This window comes from Hydrogenophaga aquatica (assembly GCF_054780915.1).
This window is the reverse complement of record NZ_BAAGVK010000020.1, coordinates 1-20,347: the sequence shown is the minus strand read 5'-3', so window position 1 is coordinate 20,347 and position 20,347 is coordinate 1. Positions and strand designations below refer to the sequence as shown.

General features: G+C 64.7%; 18 protein-coding genes and 1 pseudogene. 8 read left to right on the top strand and 11 right to left on the bottom strand.

Annotation, left to right across the window (positions count from 1 at the left end):
• Nucleotides 1–93 precede the first annotated feature (93 nt).
• Nucleotides 94–585, top strand: coding sequence for an FKBP-type peptidyl-prolyl cis-trans isomerase (locus ACYVHH_RS15105; protein ID WP_460566064.1), 492 nt, complete (start codon nucleotides 94–96; stop codon nucleotides 583–585).
• 36 nt (nucleotides 586–621) lie between these two features.
• Here the strand turns inward: ACYVHH_RS15105 and dut are convergent, their stop codons facing one another.
• The 7 genes from dut to xseB all read right to left on the bottom strand — a co-directional run bounded on the left by dut (nucleotide 622) and on the right by xseB (nucleotide 7,899).
• Nucleotides 622–1,071 carry a dUTP diphosphatase gene (gene dut / locus ACYVHH_RS15100; RefSeq protein WP_460566024.1) on the bottom strand — a complete coding sequence of 150 codons (450 nt, stop codon included), beginning with the start codon at nucleotides 1,069–1,071 and terminating at the stop codon, nucleotides 622–624.
• A 9-nt stretch (nucleotides 1,072–1,080) separates the two neighbouring features.
• Entirely contained in the window at nucleotides 1,081–2,868 is a 1,788-nt protein-coding gene (locus ACYVHH_RS15095; RefSeq protein WP_460566023.1) for a TRAP transporter large permease, read from the bottom strand.
• Between the two features lie 11 nt (nucleotides 2,869–2,879).
• A complete protein-coding gene (locus ACYVHH_RS15090; protein ID WP_460566022.1) occupies nucleotides 2,880–3,500 on the bottom strand; it encodes a TRAP transporter small permease subunit in 621 nt (206 codons plus the stop codon).
• Between the two features lie 65 nt (nucleotides 3,501–3,565).
• Nucleotides 3,566–4,645, bottom strand: coding sequence for a TRAP transporter substrate-binding protein (locus ACYVHH_RS15085; protein WP_460566021.1), 1,080 nt, complete (start codon nucleotides 4,643–4,645; stop codon nucleotides 3,566–3,568).
• 176 nt (nucleotides 4,646–4,821) lie between these two features.
• Nucleotides 4,822–6,705 carry a 1-deoxy-D-xylulose-5-phosphate synthase gene (dxs, locus tag ACYVHH_RS15080; protein WP_460566020.1) on the bottom strand — a complete coding sequence of 628 codons (1,884 nt, stop codon included), beginning with the start codon at nucleotides 6,703–6,705 and terminating at the stop codon, nucleotides 4,822–4,824.
• 28 nt (nucleotides 6,706–6,733) lie between these two features.
• Nucleotides 6,734–7,657 (bottom strand): polyprenyl synthetase family protein, encoded by a 924-nt coding sequence (locus ACYVHH_RS15075; RefSeq protein WP_460566019.1) that lies wholly within the window; start codon nucleotides 7,655–7,657, stop codon nucleotides 6,734–6,736.
• Complete coding sequence (xseB, locus tag ACYVHH_RS15070; RefSeq protein ID WP_460566018.1) at nucleotides 7,654–7,899, bottom strand: exodeoxyribonuclease VII small subunit; 246 nt, start codon at nucleotides 7,897–7,899, stop codon at nucleotides 7,654–7,656. Before xseB ends, ACYVHH_RS15075 begins: the two co-directional genes overlap by 4 nt.
• 197 nt (nucleotides 7,900–8,096) lie before the next feature.
• Here xseB and ACYVHH_RS15065 point away from each other — a divergent pair, with 197 nt between their 5' ends.
• The 7 genes from ACYVHH_RS15065 to ACYVHH_RS15035 all read left to right on the top strand — a co-directional run bounded on the left by ACYVHH_RS15065 (nucleotide 8,097) and on the right by ACYVHH_RS15035 (nucleotide 15,227).
• The gene (locus tag ACYVHH_RS15065) at nucleotides 8,097–8,993 is read left to right on the top strand and encodes a S1C family serine protease (RefSeq protein WP_460566017.1); all 897 of its coding nucleotides are present in this window, start codon (nucleotides 8,097–8,099) and stop codon (nucleotides 8,991–8,993) included.
• Between the two features lie 24 nt (nucleotides 8,994–9,017).
• Nucleotides 9,018–10,040: an AAA family ATPase gene (locus tag ACYVHH_RS15060; protein WP_460566016.1), complete on the top strand. Its 1,023-nt coding sequence runs from the start codon at nucleotides 9,018–9,020 to the stop codon at nucleotides 10,038–10,040.
• Between the two features lie 14 nt (nucleotides 10,041–10,054).
• Nucleotides 10,055–11,050, top strand: a complete 996-nt coding sequence (locus ACYVHH_RS15055) for a DUF58 domain-containing protein (protein WP_460566015.1) — start codon at nucleotides 10,055–10,057, stop codon at nucleotides 11,048–11,050.
• An 8-nt stretch (nucleotides 11,051–11,058) separates the two neighbouring features.
• The gene (locus tag ACYVHH_RS15050) at nucleotides 11,059–12,096 is read left to right on the top strand and encodes a VWA domain-containing protein (RefSeq protein ID WP_460566014.1); all 1,038 of its coding nucleotides are present in this window, start codon (nucleotides 11,059–11,061) and stop codon (nucleotides 12,094–12,096) included.
• A gap of 168 nt (nucleotides 12,097–12,264) precedes the next feature.
• Nucleotides 12,265–13,416 (top strand): aromatic ring-hydroxylating oxygenase subunit alpha, encoded by a 1,152-nt coding sequence (locus tag ACYVHH_RS15045; RefSeq protein ID WP_460566013.1) that lies wholly within the window; start codon nucleotides 12,265–12,267, stop codon nucleotides 13,414–13,416.
• 45 nt (nucleotides 13,417–13,461) lie between these two features.
• The gene (locus ACYVHH_RS15040) at nucleotides 13,462–14,355 is read left to right on the top strand and encodes a DMT family transporter (RefSeq protein WP_460566063.1); all 894 of its coding nucleotides are present in this window, start codon (nucleotides 13,462–13,464) and stop codon (nucleotides 14,353–14,355) included.
• Nucleotides 14,352–15,227, top strand: a complete 876-nt coding sequence (locus ACYVHH_RS15035) for a sulfurtransferase (protein WP_460566012.1) — start codon at nucleotides 14,352–14,354, stop codon at nucleotides 15,225–15,227. Before ACYVHH_RS15040 ends, ACYVHH_RS15035 begins: the two co-directional genes overlap by 4 nt.
• 9 nt (nucleotides 15,228–15,236) lie before the next feature.
• On the opposite strand, the gene ACYVHH_RS15030 is transcribed toward ACYVHH_RS15035, so the two are convergent.
• From ACYVHH_RS15030 to ACYVHH_RS15015, 4 genes and pseudogenes are all read right to left on the bottom strand, one after another.
• Nucleotides 15,237–18,059: a bifunctional diguanylate cyclase/phosphodiesterase gene (locus ACYVHH_RS15030; protein ID WP_460566011.1), complete on the bottom strand. Its 2,823-nt coding sequence runs from the start codon at nucleotides 18,057–18,059 to the stop codon at nucleotides 15,237–15,239.
• Nucleotides 18,056–19,024 (bottom strand): ABC transporter substrate-binding protein, encoded by a 969-nt coding sequence (locus ACYVHH_RS15025; protein WP_460566010.1) that lies wholly within the window; start codon nucleotides 19,022–19,024, stop codon nucleotides 18,056–18,058. Before ACYVHH_RS15025 ends, ACYVHH_RS15030 begins: the two co-directional genes overlap by 4 nt.
• Before the next feature lie 112 nt (nucleotides 19,025–19,136).
• Nucleotides 19,137–19,973, bottom strand: a complete 837-nt coding sequence (locus tag ACYVHH_RS15020) for a ZIP family metal transporter (protein WP_460566009.1) — start codon at nucleotides 19,971–19,973, stop codon at nucleotides 19,137–19,139.
• A 53-nt stretch (nucleotides 19,974–20,026) separates the two neighbouring features.
• Nucleotides 20,027–20,272, bottom strand: a pseudogene (locus ACYVHH_RS15015) (dienelactone hydrolase family protein); the annotation flags it as partial.
• Nucleotides 20,273–20,347: the final 75 nt, after the last annotated feature.

Here is a 20,347-nt window from a genome sequence, read left to right as displayed (position 1 = left end):
ATGGGACAATTGTCCCTGATAAAACCCGGGCGACTCTTCGCTCACCGACGAATGAACCACTCTGTGAACCCCACCGACCGCGGCAACAACGACATGGCCGTCACCCCTCAATGCGTCGTATCCCTGACGTGGACCTTGCAAGACACGTTGGGCGAGGTGCTGGACGAACTGGACGAGCCGGTGGAGTTTCTGGTGGGCGGCAGCGACCTGCTCGCCAAGATCGAAGAGACACTGCAGGAACACCGCGCGGGTGACTCGCTGGAGCTGCACCTGGAGCCCGAGCACGCCTTCGGTGACTTCGACGACCAGCTGCTGTTCCTGGAACCCCGCTCGGCTTTCCCGGAGGATCTGGAAGAAGGCATGGCATTCGAAGGACTGCCAGCGGGCTGCCAATCGAAAGCCCCGGGGGACAAGGTCTATTTCGTCAGCGAGATCTACCCCGAACACGTGGTGCTGGATGCCAACCACCCCCTGGCAGGCATCGCGTTACGGCTCAAGCTCAAACTGCACGCGGTGCGAGAAGCCACCGTCGACGAGGTCGGCCGGGGTACCCTGGGAACCGGCTTCTTCAAACTGGGCAGCTGAGCAAGCTGGCCGGCCCGAAGCACCGGGCCAGCCCGTTCACCCCCGACCAGTGGAACCGTAGCCGCCCGCGCCGCGATCGGTGGCTACGGCAAAGCTGTCGACCACGTTGAACTGCGCCTGCACCACGGGCACCACGACCAGTTGCGCAATGCGCTCCATCGGCTGGATGGTGAAGGCCACGTCGCTGCGGTTCCAGGCGCTGACCATCAACTGGCCCTGGTAGTCGCTGTCGATCAGCCCCACCAGGTTGCCCAGCACAATGCCATGCTTGTGGCCCAGCCCTGAACGGGGCAGGATGAGCGCAGCGAAACCCGGGTCTGCCAGATGTATCGCCATGCCTGTGGGAACGAGCTGCCAGGCGTTGGGCTGCAACGTCAGGGGCTCGTCCAGGCAGGCGCGCAGATCCAGGCCTGCGCTGCCTGCGGTGGCGTAGGCTGGGGGCTGCTCCTTCAGCCGGGCATCAAGAATCTGAAGATCCACTCGCACGGCCAGGCCTCACTTCGACGATTTCTTCATGTCTTCCATGAGGTCCTTCATGGGGTCGGACTCGCCGCCTTCGGCGTCGGCGGGCTGATCGCCCTCCTCGGTCGAAGACTCTTCGTCCGCCTCGTCCTCTTCGCCGTTGGGGTCGTGAGCCGGCGCCATGTCGAGCAGCATGTCCGTCACCTGGGACTCGTCCACAGACTGCGCCTTCTGGATATTGCCGGTGACCAGGCCAGGGTTGGTGATGACCACAGCAACCATGATCAGCTGCAGGACGATGAAGGCAATCGACCCCTTGTAGATTTGCGTCGTGGTGACGGCCGGGATGCGCTGCTTGGTCACCTGGTCGGTGTAGTCGTTGCGCGCGGCCACGCTGCGCAGGTAGAACAGCGCAAAACCGAACGGCGGGGTCAGGAACGAGGTCTGGAGGTTCATGGCGATGATGACGCCGAACCAGATCAGGTCGATGCCCAGCTTGTCGGCAACAGGCGCCAGCAACGGGATCACGATGAACGCGATTTCAAAGAAATCGATGAACATGCCCAGAATGAACACCAGGATGTTCACCACGATCAGGAAGCCCAGCGCGCCACCAGGCATCTTGTCGAACAGGTGCTCAACCCAGATGTGACCGTCTGCCGCGTTGAACGTGAAGCTGAACACGGTGGAGCCGATCAGGATGAACAGGACGAAGATGGACAGCTTCGTGGTGTTCTCCAGGGCCTGCTTGAGCAGAGGCATGGACAGCCGCTTGCGTGAACCCGCCATGATCAACGCACCCAGTGCGCCCATGGCCCCGCCTTCCGTTGGCGTGGCCACACCCAGGAAGATCGTTCCAAGCACCAGGAAGATCAACACCAGCGGGGGGATCAGCACAAAGGTCACCTGCTCCGCCAGACGGGACAGCAGGTTCAGCCGGAACAGGCGGTTCAGCAGGGCCAGGCCCAGGGCCAGGAAGGAGCCGACCGTCGTGGACATGATCACGATCTCGTCCTTCGGCGCGGCCATCTCGCGGCCCAACCAAGGGTTCATGATCGATTCGTGCATGCTGGCCCAGCCATAGCTGGCCAAGGCACAAACGGCCAGCAACACGAGCAGGGAGCGGTGTCCGCTGGCGCCGCTGTCCTCGGTGTAGATGCGTGCCTCCTGGGGCAACGCAGGCACCCAACCAGGCTTGACGATGGCCACCACCGCAACGAAAGCAATGTAGAGACCGACGAGCATGAGCCCGGGAACCAGCGCACCGGCGTACATGTCGCCCACGGAACGGCCCAGCTGGTCAGCCAGCACGATCAGCACCAGCGACGGAGGCACGGCCTGCGCCAGCGTGCCCGACGCGGTGATGACCCCGGTGGCAATCGTGCGGTTGTAACCGTAGCGAAGCATGATGGGCAGGGAAATCAGGCCCATGGAGATGACCGCTGCGGCGACAACGCCGGTGGTTGCCGCCAGCAGTGCGCCCACCATGATCACCGCCACCGCCAGACCGCCCCGCACGGGGCCAAAAACCTGACCGACGGTCTCAAGCAGGTCCTCGGCCATGCGGCTTCGCTCCAGGATGATGCCCATGAGCGTGAAGAACGGAATGGCCAGCAACGTGTCGTTCTGCATGATGCCGAACACGCGCAGCGGCAAGGCCTGGAACAGGTTGGGTGGGAACAGCCCCACCTCCATGCCGATCAGGCCGAAGAAAAGGCCGGTGGCCGCCAGCGAGAACGCGACGGGGAAACCAGCCAGCAGGAAGATCAGCAGGCCCGCGAACATCACGGGCACAAAGTTCTGAGAAACGAGTTCAATCATGGTGGTCGCGCTCAGTGTTGACGGGGCTGCGAACCGGCTGCCGAGCCGGTCTGTTGGTGTTCGGCCTCGGCGATTTCCTTGGCCAACAGCTCGGTTTCACTCGGCCCGGTGTGAGCCAGAGGATCGGCACCACCGAAGAACAGGAAGTTGAAGCGCTTGATCAACTCGGAAATCCCTTGCAGGAACAGAATGGCAAAACCAAGGGGAATGAGGCCATAGACCGGCCAGCGGATCAGGCCGCCGGCGTTGGACGACATTTCACCGGACACCCAGGCCTGCACGAAGGTCGGCCAGCCAAGGGTTCCCATCATCCAGCACAGGGGGAACAGGAAAACGACGATACCGACCACATCGACCCAGTTGCGGCCGCGTGCGCCGAATTTGTTGGAGATGAAATCGATGCGAACGTGAGCGTTGCGCAGGAAGGCGTAGCCTCCACCCAGCATGAAGACAGCGGCGAACAGGTACCACTGAATCTCCAGAAGGCTGTTCGAACTGGTATTGAAAACCTTTCGAACGATGGCGTTGCCCGCACTGATCAGCGTAGCCGCCAGGATAAGCCACATGACCAGCTTCCCGATGGCCTCATTGAAGGCATCGATCGCACGTGAAAGTTTCATCAAGAACGGCATGTTTGCTCCGTCTGCTACGAAAAAAGCCCCGCATGAAGCGGGGCCTCATCCCAAAAATACCGATATTACAGCTTGGCGCTCTGCATGTAGCGATCAAACGAAGCTTCCGTGAAGCGGAACCAGAGGTTGGCGTCCTTGCGGAAGTTGGCGTAATCGGTGTAGATCTTCTTCCAGTTCGGGTTCTTGGCGCTGAGGTCAGCGTAAAGCTCATTGGAAGCCTTGAACGCGGCGTCCATCACGGTCTTGGGGAAGGCCTGGATCTTCACACCGGAAGCCACCAGCTGCTTGAGTGCAGTGGGGTTGAGCACGTCGTAACGTGCCTGCATCGTAGTGTGGGCGATGGCAGAAGCGCACTCGACGATGGCCTTGTTCTCTGCAGACAGAGCGTTGTAGGCTGCGGTGTTGCAGTACAGGGTCAGCTGCGGGCCGCCTTCCCACCAGCCGGGGTAGTAGTAGTTCTTGGCCACTTTGTTGAAGCCCAGCTTCTGGTCATCGTACGGACCCACCCATTCGGCGGCGTCGATGGTGCCCTTTTCCAGCGCCTGGTAGATCTCGCCAGCGGGGATGCTCTGAGGCACGCCACCCAGAGCACCGTGGATCTTGCCCACGAAGCCGCCCAGGCGCATCTTCAGGCCCTTGAGGTCGGCCACGCCCTTGATTTCCTTGCGGAACCAGCCGCCCATCTGGGCGCCAGTGTTGCCCATCGGGAAGTTGACGATGTTGTACTGAGAGTAGAACTCGCGGAACAGCTTGATGCCGTTGCCTTCGTATTGCCACGCCGTCATCTGGCGGCTGTTGAGGCCGAAGGGAATGGCGGTGTCCAGGGCGAAAGTGTCGTCCTTGCCGAAGAAATAGTACGGTGCCGTGTGGGCAGCCTCGATGGTGCCTTGCTGGATGGCATCGACCACGCCGAACGCGGGCACCAGTTCACCTGCGGGGTGCACGGTGACTTGGAATTTGCCGCCGGACATGGCGTTCACGTGCTTGGCAAAAACCTCGGCAGCGCCGTAGATGGTGTCCAGCGCCTTGGGGAAGCTGGAGGCCAGACGCCAACGCACTTGAGCCTGGGCGTGTACGGCAGGTGCGGCACCAGCGGCCAGGATACCGGCGACGCCGGCGTTTTTGATCAGGGAACGACGATCCATTACTGCTTGACTCCAGGTTGAAGTTTTTGATCTCGACGAATGGGCTTGACAGGCATCGCAGGTGCGGTGGCGCCGTCAAGGTGAAGCAGATTGTACGGAGCGTGCCGCCGCGAACCGGGTGGGTTTTCCCTGAGCGCGAAGCGTTAGGCCTGAAATATTTTCAAGCCCCCCAAGGCTCAATTCAAAACAACGGGATGCGTTGCTGTCCCGACCAGTGCGGCGAAGCGCTCACGCACGCTGGCCTCGATGCCTTCGGCATCCAGCCCCAGCATGGACAACAGCCTGGCAGGGTCGCCATGCTCGATGAAACGGTCGGGCAAACCCAGGTTGAGCACGGGCAGACTCAACCCTTGCGCCTGCAGGGCTTCCAGCACTGCACTGCCAGCACCACCAGCAATGGCGCCTTCTTCCACCGTCACGATTGCCTCGTGCTCTGCAGCGACCTGTTTCAGCAGCTCCAGATCCAGTGGCTTGGCCCAACGCATGTTGACCACGGTGGCGTTGAGGGCATCACCCGCCTTCAACGCCGGATACAGCAACGTGCCAAACGCCAGGATGGCCAGGCCCTTGCCCTGGCGGCGGACTTCTCCCTTGCCGTAGGGAAGGCTTTCGGGCTTGGCGGGCAGCGGCGTGCCCACCCCGGAGCCGCGCGGGTAGCGCACTGCCACGGGGTGATTCTGTCCATAGGCGGTGGTTAGCAGGCGATAGCACTCGGCCTCGTCTGCCGGGCACGCCATGGCCATGTTGGGGATGCAACGGACGAACGGGATGTCGTAGGCGCCCGCATGGGTCGGGCCATCAGCCCCCACGATGCCTGCGCGGTCCAGTGCAAACACGACGGGCAGATTCTGCAACGCAACGTCGTGCACCAACTGGTCGTAAGCGCGCTGGAGGAAGGTGGAGTAGATGGCAACCACCGGCTTCACGCCCTCGCAAGCCATGCCGCCTGCAAAGGTGACCGCATGCTGCTCGGCGATGCCAACGTCGTGATAGCGGTCGGGAAAGCGGCGGTGAAACTCCACCATGCCTGAGCCTTCGCGCATGGCCGGGGTGATGCCGACCAGCCGCTTGTCCTGCTCGGCCATATCGCACAGCCACTGGCCGAACACCTGGCTGAAGGTGGGCTTGGCCGGGCTGGCTGGCTTCTGCAGACCAACACTGGGATCGAACTTGCCGGGACCATGGTAGGCGATGGGGTCCGCCTCGGCCAGTTTGTAGCCCTGCCCTTTTTTGGTGACCACGTGCAGGAACTGCGGGCCTTCCAGGTGCCGGATGTTCTGCAACGTGGGGATGAGGGAATCCAGATCGTGCCCGTCGATGGGGCCGATGTAGTTGAAACCGAATTTCTCGAAGAGCGTGGCGGGCACGACCATGCCCTTGGCCTGTTCCTCCAGCCGCTTGGCCAGCTCGAACAGCGGCGGCGCGACGCTGAGAACCTGTTTGCCCACGTGCTTGGCGGCCGAATAGAAGCGCCCGCTCATCAGTTGCGCCAGGTAGCGGTTGAGCGCTCCCACCGGCGGGCTGATGGACATGTCGTTGTCGTTGAGGATGACGAGCAGGCGGCAATCGGCCACGCCAGCGTTGTTCAACGCCTCGAATGCCATGCCGGCCGTCATAGCGCCGTCGCCGATGATGGCGATCGAGTGACGCTGCTCCCCCTGCTGCCTGGCAGCCAGCGCCATGCCCAGCGCGGCTGAAATGCTTGTGGACGAGTGGGCCGTGCCGAAGGCATCGTATTCGCTCTCGCTGCGCAGCGGGAAGCCGCTGATGCCACCGAGCTGGCGCAGGGTGCCCATCCGGTCACGCCGCCCCGTCAGGATCTTGTGCGGGTAGGTCTGGTGGCCAACGTCCCACACCACGCGGTCGTGCGGGGTGTTGAATACGTAGTGCAGGGCCACGGTGAGCTCCACCGTACCGAGGTTGGAGCTCAGGTGACCGCCCGTCCTGGCCACGCTGTGCAGAAGGAATTCGCGCAGTTCATCGGCCAGTGGACGCAGTTGCTGGCGCGACAGACGGCGCAGGTCGGCGGGAGAGTTGATGGTGGAAAGCAGGCCACTCATTGGTCAGGTTCTCGGTTGCGGCGCGGCATCAATGGGTGCGGCGCACCACCCAGTCGGCGATAGCGTGCAGGGCACGGGTGTCCGGCAGGCCGCTGGCATCCAGCAAGGCATGCGCCTCGTCCAGCAGCCCTTGCGCATAGGCTTGCGCGCCATCCAGCCCCAGGAGGGAAACGAAAGTGGGCTTGTCGGCCGCGGCATCCTTGCCTGCGGTCTTGCCCAGCGTTGCAGAATCAGCGGTCACATCGAGGATGTCGTCCACGACCTGGAAGGCCAGGCCCAGGGCCCGGCCGTATGCCGCAAGCGCTGGCAACGTGTCGGCACGCGCGCCTGCGGCGGTGGCCCCCATGGTCACACTGGCCAGTAGCAGCGCCCCGGTCTTGCGCCGGTGCATTTCTTCCAGCTGCGCCTGGCTCAGCACCTGGCCAACACCCGCAAGGTCGATGGCCTGGCCACCGGCCATGCCATGGTGCCCGGCGGCCAGCGCCAGCTGCCTGCACAGACTGGCCATCTGCGCGTCGTCAAGGCTGCCATCCGCTGGCGTCAGCAACTCGAAGGCCAGGGCCTGCAGCGCGTCACCTGCCAGCAGGGCCTGGGCCTCGCCGAACTTCACGTGAACCGTGGGTTTGCCTCGGCGCAGCACGTCGTTGTCCATGCAAGGCATGTCGTCGTGCACGAGCGAGTAGGCGTGAACCAGTTCCAGGGCGCACGCGGCACGCAAGGCCGCGGACTCGGCCTTGCCCTGAAGGGAACTGCCGTGAACGGCCTCCGCCGCTGCCAGCACGAGCAGCGGACGCAAGCGCTTGCCGCCGTCGAGCACGGCGTAGCGCATGGCGTCTCCCAGGCCTGCTGGCGCATCGGCGGGAACCCAGCCATCCAGCGCCCGTTCCACTCGGGCCAGTTGCGCTTCTGCCCAGACCGGGAAATCGAGCGCTGCCTGCGTTGCCTGCATCATGCGCCTCCGGTCCAGTTCTTGAACTCGCCGTTGTCCAGCACCTGGATCTGCTGCTCGACAGCGTCCAGCTTGGCGCGGCAGAATTGCAGCAGCGCCGCGCCGCGCTGGTACTGCGTCAACAACTCGTCCAGCGGCAGCTGGCCGGCGTCCAGGCGGGCAACCAGACTCTCCAGCTCCTGCAAGGCAGCTTCGTAGGTATCGGGCAGTGGCAAGGCGCCGGACGACGCAGATGTCTTGGGCATGTCTGGATGAAAGTCGGAAAACGTTCGATTTTAGGCTTTTCCCTGCGGGCTTGACCCGCCCGTGCGCGCCGCCCCCGCTTGCAGTGCGTGCATGCCAGAGAAAGACACTGGCATTTTGCGGGCGTCCTGCCACAATGGGCATTCGACCATCCTCAGGAGGAGTGCGGCATGACCACCCCCCCTCTGGCCAGCGAGCCATGAGACGCGCAGCGATTTACAGCGGACGGCACGCGCCATCATCCACCGTGGCGGGCGCGCCTGAGGCAGGCACGGTCACCCAGACGCCGCATTGGCGCGACCGCATCGCGAGTCTGGCGGGCCGACCCGCCAGCCTGTGGGCGGGCATGGCACTGCTGGGGGTGTTGCTGCTCCTCAACCTGTGGCGCGAGCCATTGACCGGACGCGCCGTCACCCAGCGAATGATTGACGACGCGGTGATTCACACCTTGAGCGAACAGGTGTTGCCGTCAGCGGTTGCACGGGCCTATGAAACCGTGCTGCCGTCGGTCGTGCGGGTGACGGGCTACGTGACCGACCCCAAGAGCGGCGAACAGATCGAGCATGGCGTGGGAACTGGCGTGGTCATCGTCGACAGGGGTGTGATCCTGACCAACCTCCATGTGGCAGCGGGTGCGCAGACGCTGAAGGTGACGTTTCACGAAGGCATGGAAACGACGGCGAGCCTGATCGGCGCGCAGCCCGAGCACGATCTTGCCGTGCTGCAGGCACACGAAGTCCCGGACGATCTCCTGCCCGCTACACTGATCTCCACAGGCGACCTTCGCCCCGGCGACCACGTGGCAGCCGTGGGATTTCCCTTCGGTATCGGGCCATCGGTATCGGCTGGCGTGGTCTCCGGGCTGCAGCGGTCGTTCGAGTCGCCCGATGGCAAGCAGTCGATGGACAACCTGATCCAGTTCGACGCGGCAGCCAACCCAGGCAATTCGGGGGGGCCGCTGGTGACCATGGGTGGCGAGGTGGTCGGGATCGTCACCGCCATCTACAACCCAAACCGGCAACGCACCTTTGTGGGCATAGGCTTTGCCGTGCCGATCGAAAGCGCGGCGTCTGCCGTTGGCCTCCCACCGTTCTGACCCTTCAGGCATGAAAGGCAAGCCATGAACCCGTTCACACCGCCCGCAGATACCGCCCAGTTGATGGAGCACATCCTTTACGAAGTGAAACGTGTGGTGGTTGGGCAGGACCGCTTCCTGGAACGGGTGATGGTGGCCATGCTGGCCCAGGGACACCTGCTGGTGGAGGGCGTGCCAGGGCTGGCCAAGACCTTGACGATCAAGACGCTGGCACAGGCCATGCACGGGCAGTTCAAACGCATCCAGTTCACCCCCGATCTGGTGCCGGCAGACCTTGTGGGCACGCGCATCTACAACCAGAAGACCGCCGAATTCGGGACCACGCTGGGCCCGGTGTTCACCAACCTGCTGCTGGCCGACGAAATCAACCGTGCGCCAGCCAAGGTGCAGAGCGCATTGCTGGAGGTCATGCAGGAGCGGCAGGTGACCATCGCCGGAGAGACGCACCGCGTGCCCGACCCTTTCCTCGTGATGGCGACGCAGAACCCCATCGAGACGGAAGGCACCTACCCCCTGCCGGAAGCCCAGGTGGACCGCTTCATGATGAAGGTACTGGTGGACTACCCCACCGACGAGGAGGAAGCTGTGATCGTGGAGCGGGTCACCGGCCCCCGCATCGACGTGGTACCGGTGGCGAGCACCGAACAACTGGCCGCCCTGCAGGCGCGCTGCCGCGAGGTGTATGTGGACCCGGCGCTGGTCCAGTACGCGGTGAAGCTGGTGTCGGCCACGCGCAGACCAGCACAGCATGGCCTGACCGAACTCCAGCGGTTCATCACCTTCGGCGCCAGCCCGAGGGCCACCATTTCGCTCACTGAAGGCGCGCGCGCGCTGGCCCTGCTTCGAGGGCGCTCATACGCCTTGCCCGAGGACATGACCGATCTGGTGCCCGACGTTCTGCGGCACCGGTTGGTGCTGTCTTACGAGGGCCTGTCGGAAGGTCTGACCGCCGACGCAGTCGTGCAGAAGATCATGGCCCGGGTTGCCGCGCCGCCAAAACCCCTGGCACACGAAGCACAGGCCGCACCCACGGCCTTGGCCGCCTGACACCGGAGACAGCCATGTGGTGGAAACGCCGTGTTGCCGCCAACGACCCGCCGGAGACACCAGCGCAGCCTTCGTACGCGGCCGAGGGGGCCGATGCCCTGCTGCGGCGCCTGGAATGGACGGTGTTGCGACGGCTGGACGGGCTGGTGCAGGGCGACCACCGCACCTACATGCGTGGTGGCGGCCTGGACTTGGCAGACCTGCGCGAATACCAACCCCACGACGACGTGCGGCGCATCGACTGGAACGTGACCGCCAGACTGCAGCAACCCCATGTTCGTCTGTTCCTGGAAGACCGTGACCTGGTCGCCTGGTTCATTCTGGACTGCAGCCCGTCGCTGTCCTTCGGGGCCGCCACGCGCAGCAAACACCAGGTGATGGTCGAATTCGTGGCCGTCCTGGCGCGGCTGCTCACCCGGCACGGCAACCGGGTGGGGGCACTGGTGTATGGCAACGGGCCCCAGCGCGTCATTGCGCCGGGCAGCGGCCGCCAGCAGGTGCTGCGCCTGTTGCACGCCATTGACGCGGGACAGGCCCCCCAACAGGAAAACGCCCCCACCGAAACGCGCCTGACCGACTGGTTGCGCTCTTCCGCACAGGTGTGCAAGCGGCGCTCTGCGGTGTTTCTCGTGTCCGACTTCATCAGTGCACCAGGCTGGGAGCACCCGCTGGGCCAGCTGGCCTTGAAGCACGACGTGCTGGCGCTGCGGCTGTTCGACCCGCTGGAGCTGGACCTGCCGGACCTGGGCATGCTGCCCTTGCGCGATGCGGAAAGCGGCGAAAGGGTGTGGGTGGACACCCACGATGCGGGGTTCCGCAAGCGCTTTGCACGCCTTGCGGCCGAACGCGAGACAGCACTGCGCGCTGGACTGGCACTGGCCGGGGTGGACACGCTGGAGCTTTCCACGGAAGACGACCTCGGTGAAGCCCTGCTGCGCCTGGCTGCCATGCGGCGCCGCCGCCCGCCCGGCACCCCCGGCACGCTCAGCGCCATGGGAGGACAGGCATGAAACCGCTGATGACCTTTTTGTGGCCCCAGCTGCTGTGGCTGCTGCTGGCCATTCCACTGCTCGTGGCGGTCTACCTGTGGATGCTGCGGCGCAAGCGGCAGATGGCCGTGCGTTACGCCAGCCTGTCGCTGGTGAAGGAGGCCATGGGCACCAGCGCATGGAGGCGGCACGTGCCAGCGGTGCTGCTGCTGCTTGCCATCACCAGCATGCTGGTGGCGGCCGCCCGGCCCTACGCCACGCTCACGCTGCCCAACACACAGCAGACCATCATCCTGGCCATGGACGTGTCGGGCAGCATGCGCGCCACCGATGTGGAACCCAACCGCCTGGTGGCATCGCAAAACGCCGCCAAGGCTTTCCTGGCCGAACTGCCGCGCCATGTGAAGGTCGGGATCGTCGCCTTTGCCGGGACCGCCCAGGTGGTGCAGCCGCCCACCCTGAGCCGTGAGGACCTGGTCGCAGCCATCGACCGCTTCCAGATGCAACGCGCCACCGCCATCGGCAGCGCCATCGTGGTGTCGCTGGCCGAACTGTTTCCAGATGCGGGCATAGACCTGTCCGAGATGATGTACGGCAACAGCAGCCAGCGCGGCAGGTCCATCGACAGCCAGCGCACCGACCGCCCGGCGCACACGCCGGTGCCGCCCGGCTCCTACAACTCGGCCGCCATCATCCTGCTCACCGATGGGCAGCGCACCACGGGGGTGGACACACTGGAGGCTGCCCAGATGGCCGCCGAACGCGGCGTGCGCATCTACACGGTGGGTGTGGGTACCGTGGAAGGCGAGACGATCGGCTTTGAAGGCTGGTCCATGCGCGTTCGCCTGGACGAGGAAACCCTCAAGGAGGTTGCCCAGCGCACGCTGGGCGAATACTTCTACGCGGGCACCGCAGAAAACCTGCGCCAGGTCTACGAGTCGCTGGGCTCGCGCCTGACCGTGGAGACGAAAGAGACCGAGGTCTCTGGCCTGCTGGCCCTGCTGGGCGCACTGCTCGCCCTGTGCTCGGCGACGTTGTCCTTGTGGTGGTTCAACCGCATCGCCTGAAGCTTTAGCACGGACCGCCGGCGGTCTTGGCACCCCCGGGGTACAATCCCGGTCCCCTTTTCAACTCGATGGGAGTTGTTTCACCCTTCCCGCGCTGATCCGTTCATTCGTATCAATTAAAGCGCTTCCCTGCCCCTTCATAGGGGGAGTCTTTAGGTCAGGACCACCATGTCTGATTTGAGTCTTCAATTGCAGCAGGCCGCAAGCCAATTGCCCGTTTCCAGTTACTTCGACCAGGCGCTGTTCCAGCGCGAACTGGAGACCATCTTTCAGCGCGGGCCCCGCTATGTGGGGCACATGAACGCCGTACCCAACGTGGGTGACTACTTTGCCCTGCCCCAGGAGGGCGAGGGCCGCGCACTCGTGCGCACCGCCAATGGCGTGGAACTCGTCAGCAACGTCTGCCGCCACCGCCAGGCCGTCATGCTCAAGGGCCGCGGCAACCTTGGCGAAAACAAGAGCGGCCACGCGGGCGGCAACATCGTCTGCCCCCTGCACCGCTGGACGTATTCCGGCGGCTCTGCCATGGGTAACGTTGGCGAACTGATCGGCGCGCCGCATTTTGCGCAAGACCCCTGCCTGAACCTGCAGCGCTACCCGCTGCGCGAGTGGAACGGCATGCTGTTCGAAGACAACGGCCGTGACATCGAGGCCGATCTGGCCAACATGGGCCCGCGCAGCACGCTCAACTTCGACGGCATGGTGCTGGGCCACGTGGAGCTGCACGAGTGCAACTACAACTGGAAGACCTTCATCGAGGTCTACCTGGAGGACTACCACGTTGTGCCCTTCCACCCCGGACTGGGCAACTTCGTGACCTGCGACGACCTGAAGTGGGAGTTCAAGCCCGAGTACTCGGTGCAGACCGTGGGCGTGCAGAACCTGATGGGCAAGAGCGGCAGCCCCGTGTACCAGAAGTGGCACGACGTGCTGATGCAGTACCGCAACGGCGAACTGCCCGAGCAGGGTGCCGTGTGGCTGACCTACTACCCCCACATCATGGTGGAGTGGTACCCGCATGTGCTCACCGTGTCCACCCTGCACCCCATCAGCGTGGACAAGACGCTGAACATGGTGGAGTTCTACTACCCCGAAGACATCGTGGCCTTCGAGCCGGAATTCATTGAGGCGCAGCGCGCCGCCTACATGGAGACCTGCATCGAGGATGACGAGATCGCCGAGCGCATGGATGCTGGCCGCAAGGCCCTTCTGGAGCGTGGCGCTAACGAGGTCGGCCCCTACCAGAGCCCCATGGAAGACGGCATGCAGCACTTCCACGAGTGGTACCGCGCCAGGCTGGGCGAACACCTGAAGGGCTGAGCCATCGCCTCGGCACACACCCACCGGCCTGCCGAAGTCCGCACCATCCAGGCGCTCTGGATGGTGCTGGCCGGCTTCCTGTTCGCCAGCATGGGGGTGTGCATCAAGTTTGCCTCGGCACACTTCAACAGTTTCGAGATCGTGGCCTACCGCGGCCTGATCGGGGCGGTATTCCTGGTCGGCCTCACGCGGGCGCGTGGCGTTTCGCTGGCCACCAGCGTGCCGATGATGCACGTCTGGCGCAGCATGGTCGGCGTGATCGCGCTGGTCACCTGGTTCTATGCGATCGCCAGCCTGCCCCTGGCCACCTCCATGACGCTGAACTACATGAGCAGCATCTGGATTGCGGCCTTCCTGCTGGGCGGCGGCTTGCTGCTGCAGCGCAGTCAGGCTCAGTTGCGCCAGCAGGGGCCGTTGTTCCTGACGGTGCTGGCGGGCTTCGCGGGCGTGGCCCTGGTGCTGCGCCCCACCTTCGATGACAACCAGGTCGCGGGCGGGCTGGCAGGTTTGATGTCAGGCCTGTTCTCGGCCTTCGCCTATTTGCAGGTGGCGGCGCTCTCACGCGTGGGTGAACCGGAAAGCCGCACGGTGTTCTACTTCTCCATCGGCGCCAGCCTGGTCGGCTTTGCGGGAATGGCCGTGGTTGGCGCCAGCGCATGGCACTGGCCTTCGGCCCTGTGGCTGCTGCCCATTGGTCTTTTGGCGGTGTTCGGCCAGCTTTGCATGACGCGCGCCTACGCCAGTGGCGCCACGCTGGTGGTGGCCAACCTGCAGTACTTCGGCATCGCGTTCGCGGGCATCTACAGCATAACCGTCTTTGGCGACGTCCTGCCAGCGGCTGGCTGGCTGGGCATGGCCCTGATCGTGGCCAGCGGCGTTGCCGCCACCTTCCTGCGCGAACGCGCCATCCCCAAGCTGCCTGCCGAGGAGCACGCATGACCCAACCCACCTACTCCACCCTGATCACCGCCGAGCAGTTGCAGCACCTGCGTGCCAGTGGCACTCCTGTGGCGGTGTTCGACTGCAGCTTCGACCTGACCAACCCTGGCGCCGGTGAGACCCTGTATGGCCTGGGGCACATTCCTGGCGCCATCTACGTGCACCTGGACCGCGACCTGAGCGCTGCCCCCGGGGCAGACGGTGCCGCGTCGGGTGGCCGCCACCCCCTGCCCAGCCGCGACGCCTTTGCCAGCCGGATGCGTGCCCTGGGCCTGAACCAGAACATGCAGGTGGTGGTCTATGACCGGCAGGGGGCAAACGTCTGCGGGCGCCTGTGGTGGATGCTGAAGTGGTGCGGACACGAGGCGGTGGCCGTGCTTGATGGCGGTCTGCCCGCCTGGACGGCCAGCGGCGCCCCGCTGGAAAGCGGACAACCCGCAACGGCACCGGCTGCCGGGAATTTTCACCCCCTGGAGCCCAAGGCCCCGACGGCGTCGGCACAGCAGGTGCGCGAACGCCTGGGTGCCCCAACCCAGACGGTGCTGGACGCGCGTGCCACACCCCGCTTCCGTGGCGACGTGGAACCGCTCGACCCCGTGGCGGGCCACATTCCTGGCGCGCTGAACCGCCCGTTCACCGAGAACTTCCAGCCCGACGGGCGCTTCAAGCCTGCCGACCAGCTGCGTGCAGAATTCAGCGCACTGCTGGCCGGACGGGCGCCGCAAAGCGTGGTGCACCAGTGCGGCAGCGGCGTGACGGCCGTGCCCAACCTGCTGGCCATGGAGATTGCCGGACTGGGCCGCACCACGCTGTTCCCAGGGAGCTGGAGCGAGTGGTGCAACACCGCTGGCATGCCCTGCGCTCGGGGCTGACGCCTCGCGTCAGGCCTTGACCGCCTGCGCGGGGAACACGCCCTCCTCCTGCACGCAGCGCAACCAGTCCTGCGCCGGTGTAGGTCGACCGAAACGGTAGCCCTGCAGCAGGTCGCAACCGTGCGCGCGAAGGAATTCCGCCTGGGCCTGGGTCTCCACGCCCTCGGCCACGACACTCAATTCGAGGTGGTGCGACATCTCGATGATGGTCTCGATCAACGCCGCATCGTTCGGGTTGGTGGTGAGGTCCTGCACAAAACTCTTGTCCACCTTCAGCTCCGTCAAGGGCAGCTGCTTCAGGTAGGACAGGTTGGAATACCCGGTGCCGAAATCGTCCACCGAGAACTGGACCCCGAGCGCTGCCAGAGCGTTCATCTTGGCCACGATCTGCTGCATTTCACCGATCATGAGGCTTTCGGTCACCTCGATCATCAGCAAGGACGGCTGCGCTCCCTCACGCGCCAGCATCTCACGCACCATGTCTACAAAACCGCTGTGTGAGAACTGGCGCGGACTCACGTTCACAGCCACGCGCAACGGCGTGCCAGCGCGTTCGAACGCGTGTATCAGGCGTGCCGCCTCGCGCAACGCCCAAGCGCCCATGGACACGATCTGGCCGGTTTCCTCTGCGATAGGGATGAAAAGGTTGGGCGGGACGATGCCCCGCTCGGGGTGATTCCAGCGCAGAAGGGCCTCGGCGGCAACGATCTTGCCTTGCGCATCCACCTGCGGCTGAAGGTACAGTGCCAGCTCCCCGCGCTCCACGCATTGCTGCAGATCCCGCTGCAACTCGAAGCGCTGGCGGGCGAGTTCAGCCATGTGCGCCTCGTAGAAGGCATGACCGTTGCCCCCCGCTCGCTTCACCTGGTGCAAAGCGGTATCGGCCTGGCGCAGCACGTCCAGCACCTGTTCCGCGTAGGCGGAATCGAAGTAGCTGACGCCCACGCTGATACTGACCTGCACATGGTCACCCTGAACGTCCAGCTCCTGGTGGAACGCATCAAGCAGATCCTGCACCCAGGCGTCCACCGCGGGCGCTACGCTCTTGACCGGCCAGGGCCAGACAAAGCCAAACTCGTCGGCCGAGAGGCGGCCAAGCACGGTGTCGGCAGGCGCCAGGGCTTGCAGGCGCTGCCCCACGGCCATCAGCAGGGCATCGCCAAAGGCCTGGCCGCGCGCATCGTTCACGTGCTTGAAGCGGTCGATGTTGAGCAGCACCAGCGCCCCCCGGCGGTGCGGTGCCCCATGGGTCAGGACTTGCTCCAGCTGCTCCAGCAGGTAGGTGCGGTTGGGCAACCCGGTGAGACTGTCGAAATAGGCAAGCGTGTGGATGCGGGCCTCGGTCTTCTTGCGCTCGGTGATGTCCTGCTGCACGCCCAGGTAGTGGGTGACGTTGCCCTGGCCGTCACGGATGGGGCTGATGATGGCGTGTTGCACGTACTCGGTGCCATCCTTGCGCCGGTTGACAAGCTCCCCCTCCCAGATGTCGCCGCGGCCCAGGGCGGCCCCAAGCTCTTCGTAGGCCATCAGCGCCATGCGGTCCGCGCTCAGCATGGCCGGGCTGCGACCGATCAGTTCGTCGCGGGAGTAACCACTGTTCTGTACGAAGAAATCGTTGACGTATTCGATCCGGCCGTCCCGTCCGGTGATGACGATGCTCTCCGGGCTTTGCTCCACCGCCTGGGAAAGCTGGCGCAGCCGCATCTCGGTCTGCTTCCTCTCGGAAACATCCCAGGAGTTGCCCAGGTAGCCGATGAACTCGCCCAGGCTGTTGTAGCGGGGTTTGCCATCGTCCTGCACCCAGCGGTACTCGCCGCTGACGTGCCGCAGCCGGTAGTCGAGCGTGAACGGCTGGCGCGCGGCAATGGCCTGGGAATAACTCTCGCGAACCTTGGCCAGGTCGTCCGGGTGCACCCCGTCCATCCAGCCCTCTCCCAGTTCCTGCTCCAGGCTGCGCCCGGTGAAGGACAGCCACGCGGTGTTGAAGAATGTCACCATCCCTTGCGGGTCGGCCAGCCAGATCAGGGTGTGCCCTGTGTTCAGCATGGTCTCCAGATCGTGGGACGTCTCTCGCAACTGGTCGGTCATGTCCTGCAGGCTGCGTGCCAGCTCGCGGATTTCGGGGGGCAGCGATTCAGACTGCTTGACGAACAAGGCTGGCGCGTACTGGTCCTTGCCAACGCGCCGGGCCACGCGCGAGAGGTATGCCAACGGACGCCCCACCCGCAGGCCCAGCCAGAGCGCCAGCGCAACGGAAGCAAGCAGGCCGAACACCGCCGACGGCCAGCGCAGGAGCAGCTCCCGCCAAAACATTTCGGAAAGTTGCCAACGCCGGTCCACCTCCAGGTAAACCGCCCCGCGCCTGAGGTTGACGATCTGCCCCGGCGCAGCAGGCAACTGAAAAGGCATGAGCACGGTCACCAGACCTGCATCGAGGTCTTGCACGTCCGCCACGGCCGAGCGCTGCGCGCGCTGCAGGCGCTCCACACCAAGACCGGGCACCAGCCCGGCTGCCTGCTGCCCCACCCATTCGCTGCGATCGGCAAACAGCACGATGCCGTCAGCGTCCAGCAGCAGGGTCACGCCATGCGAACGCTCGGCCGATGACAACATCAGCTCACGCTGCAGGTAGGTGGTGTCCGAAGGCCACAGCTTCTCGGCGGTACGGACCAGCCGCGCGGCATCCTGACGCGCGTAGACCCTGGCTTCCGTCATCAGCTCGGTACGCTGCTGCCACCAGCCCACGCCCACCGAAAACACCAAGGTCAAGGCCATCGCCAGCAACACCAGCAGGGGCAGGCGCCAAGTGAGCGCAGACCAGCGGCCCTTCATGCGGCGCTCCCAGACGACGGCAGGGCGGAATCATCGAACAGGTTGCTCACGTCATGCGGGCTGCTGAGCAAACCGCTGGCGTGCATGAATTCGGCCAGGGAACGGGCCTGCGGCTGCAGGCCGGCACCGCTGCCACCGAGCAGTCTGCGGTTACCGCCCAGATCCGGCAGGTTGAGGCCTTTGAGCACCAGCTCAATGTCCGCCTGCTCCATGTGCAGCCGCTTCGACAGCCAGGCCATCGCGTCACCCGGGTTTGACCGCCAAAGTTCGGCAACCCTGAAGTACAGCGCCACCAGCGCCGAAACGTCATCGCGGCGCTGGCGCAGGGCCTGCTCCGTCACACCCAGGACATCCACGATGCGGCCCGGAATGCGGCTGCTGTCGAAAATGGTTCTTGCACCAAGGCGATTGAGACGGGCGGCCACCGGCTGGTAGGTCACCAGCGCATCCACTTGGGGCATCGCCCAAGCATCCACATGTCCGTCGTAACCCACCGTCTGCACGCGCACCTGCGCCGCATCAAGGCCCAGGAACTTGAGGCATTCGGCAAGCATGAGGGCGCCCAGGGCGCCGTTTTCAACGGCGATGGTGCGGCCTATCAGGTCGCTTGCCCGGGTGATGTGGGGCTTGACTAGGACCACGTCCGCACCCTCGGAGACGTTGAACACCAGGACCACCCGCATGTCCACTCCGGACTCCCGCACCCGCATGACTTCGTCAAGAGTCAGGGCGGCGCACTCGGCCAGGCCAGCCACGAGCGCGTGCATGGAACTGGACGCGTCAGGCACCTCCGTCAAGCGCGCCAGGATGTCCGCCGTCCACCCTTTTTGCCGGGCGTAGAACAGGGGCTCATAGCCGATCCAGGCATGCGCACTGACCGTGAGCGGAGCAAAGCGCGGCGAACAGCCCGACCAGCCCAACCCGGTGGCGGCAGCTCCAGCCAGCATGAGATGACGTCTTTGCATCAAGGCGTGCAGTGCGGTTTGTGGATCGCACGGGCCACCCTATTGTGGAGCCCAGGCGCTGCTTGAACTATAGCAACACCCAAAGAACTGCGGCAAACCCGGTGCACGGGCTTCAGTGGGCGTGAGCCACCCCGCTGACCAGGGTCACCATGCCAATGCCGATGAGCAGCCAGAGGATCTGCGCCACCGTCTGGCGCAGGCTGAGTTTGCGCTGGAGCTGGGGAATCAGGTCGGCCAGCGCCACGTAGACAAAACTGCTGGACGCAGCCACCAGAAAGTAGGGAATGTAGTCCTGCAGACTGGTCACGAGGGCGTAGCCCACCAGACCGCCCAGCGCCGTGACCGTGCCCGCCAGCGACACCTTGATGAGCGCGGCGCGGCGGGTGCCCGAGGTTTCGCGCAGGACCACAAGATCCCCCATATGGTGCGGCACCTCGTGTGCCAGCACGGCAAGCGACGCAACCACCCCCAGACGCACATCCGCCAGAAAGGCTGACGCGATCAGGACGCCATCACCAAACGCATGCACGCTGTCACCCGCCAGCACGCTCCAGCCGCCGCTGCGCAACGCGCCGTGCTCGTGGCCATGGTGATGGTGGTGATGCCCTGCATGTGCATGAGCGCTCGCATGCCCATGATGGTGGTGCCCGTGGGATGGGTGCTCCTCCTGGTGATGCTCGTGGCCGTGGTGCCAGAGTTCCGCCTTGTCCAGCAGAAAGAAGAACACCACGCCTACAAGCAGCAGCGTGAAGAGCTCGTGGGCACTCGCCTCGCTCTCAAACGCCTCGGGCAGCAGGTGCATGAACGCGGTGGCCAGCAAAGCGCCTGCCGCCAGGCTGAGCATGTGCTGTGTGTAGCGTGCCAGCACACCCAGGCCAAGTGCGGCGGCCAGCCAGACGCTGCCGACACCTGCCATCACGGTGCCGGCAAGAATTGCGAGGAGAGTCATTGGGGAAAGGGCAGTCGGGGAAAACCCGACTTTACCCGATCCCGGACACTGGATCAGGCCACGCCGTGCTGTGCGAACCAGGCCAGGCAACGCTTCCAGCCGTCTTCGGCCGCCTCCTTGCGGAAGCTGGGCCGGTAGTCGGCATGGAAGGCATGGGGCGCATCGGGGTAGACCACGAACTGCGATGCCTTGGCTGCGGCATTGCCTGCGCTCAGGGCGGTCTTCATCTGCTCCACGGTGTCCAGCGGAATGCCCGTGTCCGCCCCGCCGTACAGGCCCAGCACAGGCCCATTGAGCTGCCCGGGGTCCTTCGTCATTTCGTGTGGAACACAACACTCACAATGCTCCCCTGGTTGTTGAGCCCGGTGGGCATG

Coding starts and splice junctions, on each gene's coding strand:
- ACYVHH_RS15105 (WP_460566064.1), top strand. CDS start 94: ATGGCCGTCACCCCTCAATGCGTCGTATCCCTGACGTGGACCTTGCAA.
- ACYVHH_RS15095 (WP_460566023.1), bottom strand. CDS start 2,868: ATGATTGAACTCGTTTCTCAGAACTTTGTGCCCGTGATGTTCGCGGGC.
- ACYVHH_RS15090 (WP_460566022.1), bottom strand. CDS start 3,500: ATGCCGTTCTTGATGAAACTTTCACGTGCGATCGATGCCTTCAATGAG.
- ACYVHH_RS15085 (WP_460566021.1), bottom strand. CDS start 4,645: ATGGATCGTCGTTCCCTGATCAAAAACGCCGGCGTCGCCGGTATCCTG.
- dxs (WP_460566020.1), bottom strand. CDS start 6,705: ATGAGTGGCCTGCTTTCCACCATCAACTCTCCCGCCGACCTGCGCCGT.
- ACYVHH_RS15075 (WP_460566019.1), bottom strand. CDS start 7,657: ATGATGCAGGCAACGCAGGCAGCGCTCGATTTCCCGGTCTGGGCAGAA.
- xseB (WP_460566018.1), bottom strand. CDS start 7,899: ATGCCCAAGACATCTGCGTCGTCCGGCGCCTTGCCACTGCCCGATACC.
- ACYVHH_RS15065 (WP_460566017.1), top strand. CDS start 8,097: ATGAGACGCGCAGCGATTTACAGCGGACGGCACGCGCCATCATCCACC.
- ACYVHH_RS15060 (WP_460566016.1), top strand. CDS start 9,018: ATGAACCCGTTCACACCGCCCGCAGATACCGCCCAGTTGATGGAGCAC.
- ACYVHH_RS15055 (WP_460566015.1), top strand. CDS start 10,055: ATGTGGTGGAAACGCCGTGTTGCCGCCAACGACCCGCCGGAGACACCA.
- ACYVHH_RS15050 (WP_460566014.1), top strand. CDS start 11,059: ATGACCTTTTTGTGGCCCCAGCTGCTGTGGCTGCTGCTGGCCATTCCA.
- ACYVHH_RS15045 (WP_460566013.1), top strand. CDS start 12,265: ATGTCTGATTTGAGTCTTCAATTGCAGCAGGCCGCAAGCCAATTGCCC.
- ACYVHH_RS15035 (WP_460566012.1), top strand. CDS start 14,352: ATGACCCAACCCACCTACTCCACCCTGATCACCGCCGAGCAGTTGCAG.
- ACYVHH_RS15030 (WP_460566011.1), bottom strand. CDS start 18,059: ATGAAGGGCCGCTGGTCTGCGCTCACTTGGCGCCTGCCCCTGCTGGTG.
- ACYVHH_RS15025 (WP_460566010.1), bottom strand. CDS start 19,024: ATGCAAAGACGTCATCTCATGCTGGCTGGAGCTGCCGCCACCGGGTTG.
- ACYVHH_RS15020 (WP_460566009.1), bottom strand. CDS start 19,973: ATGACTCTCCTCGCAATTCTTGCCGGCACCGTGATGGCAGGTGTCGGC.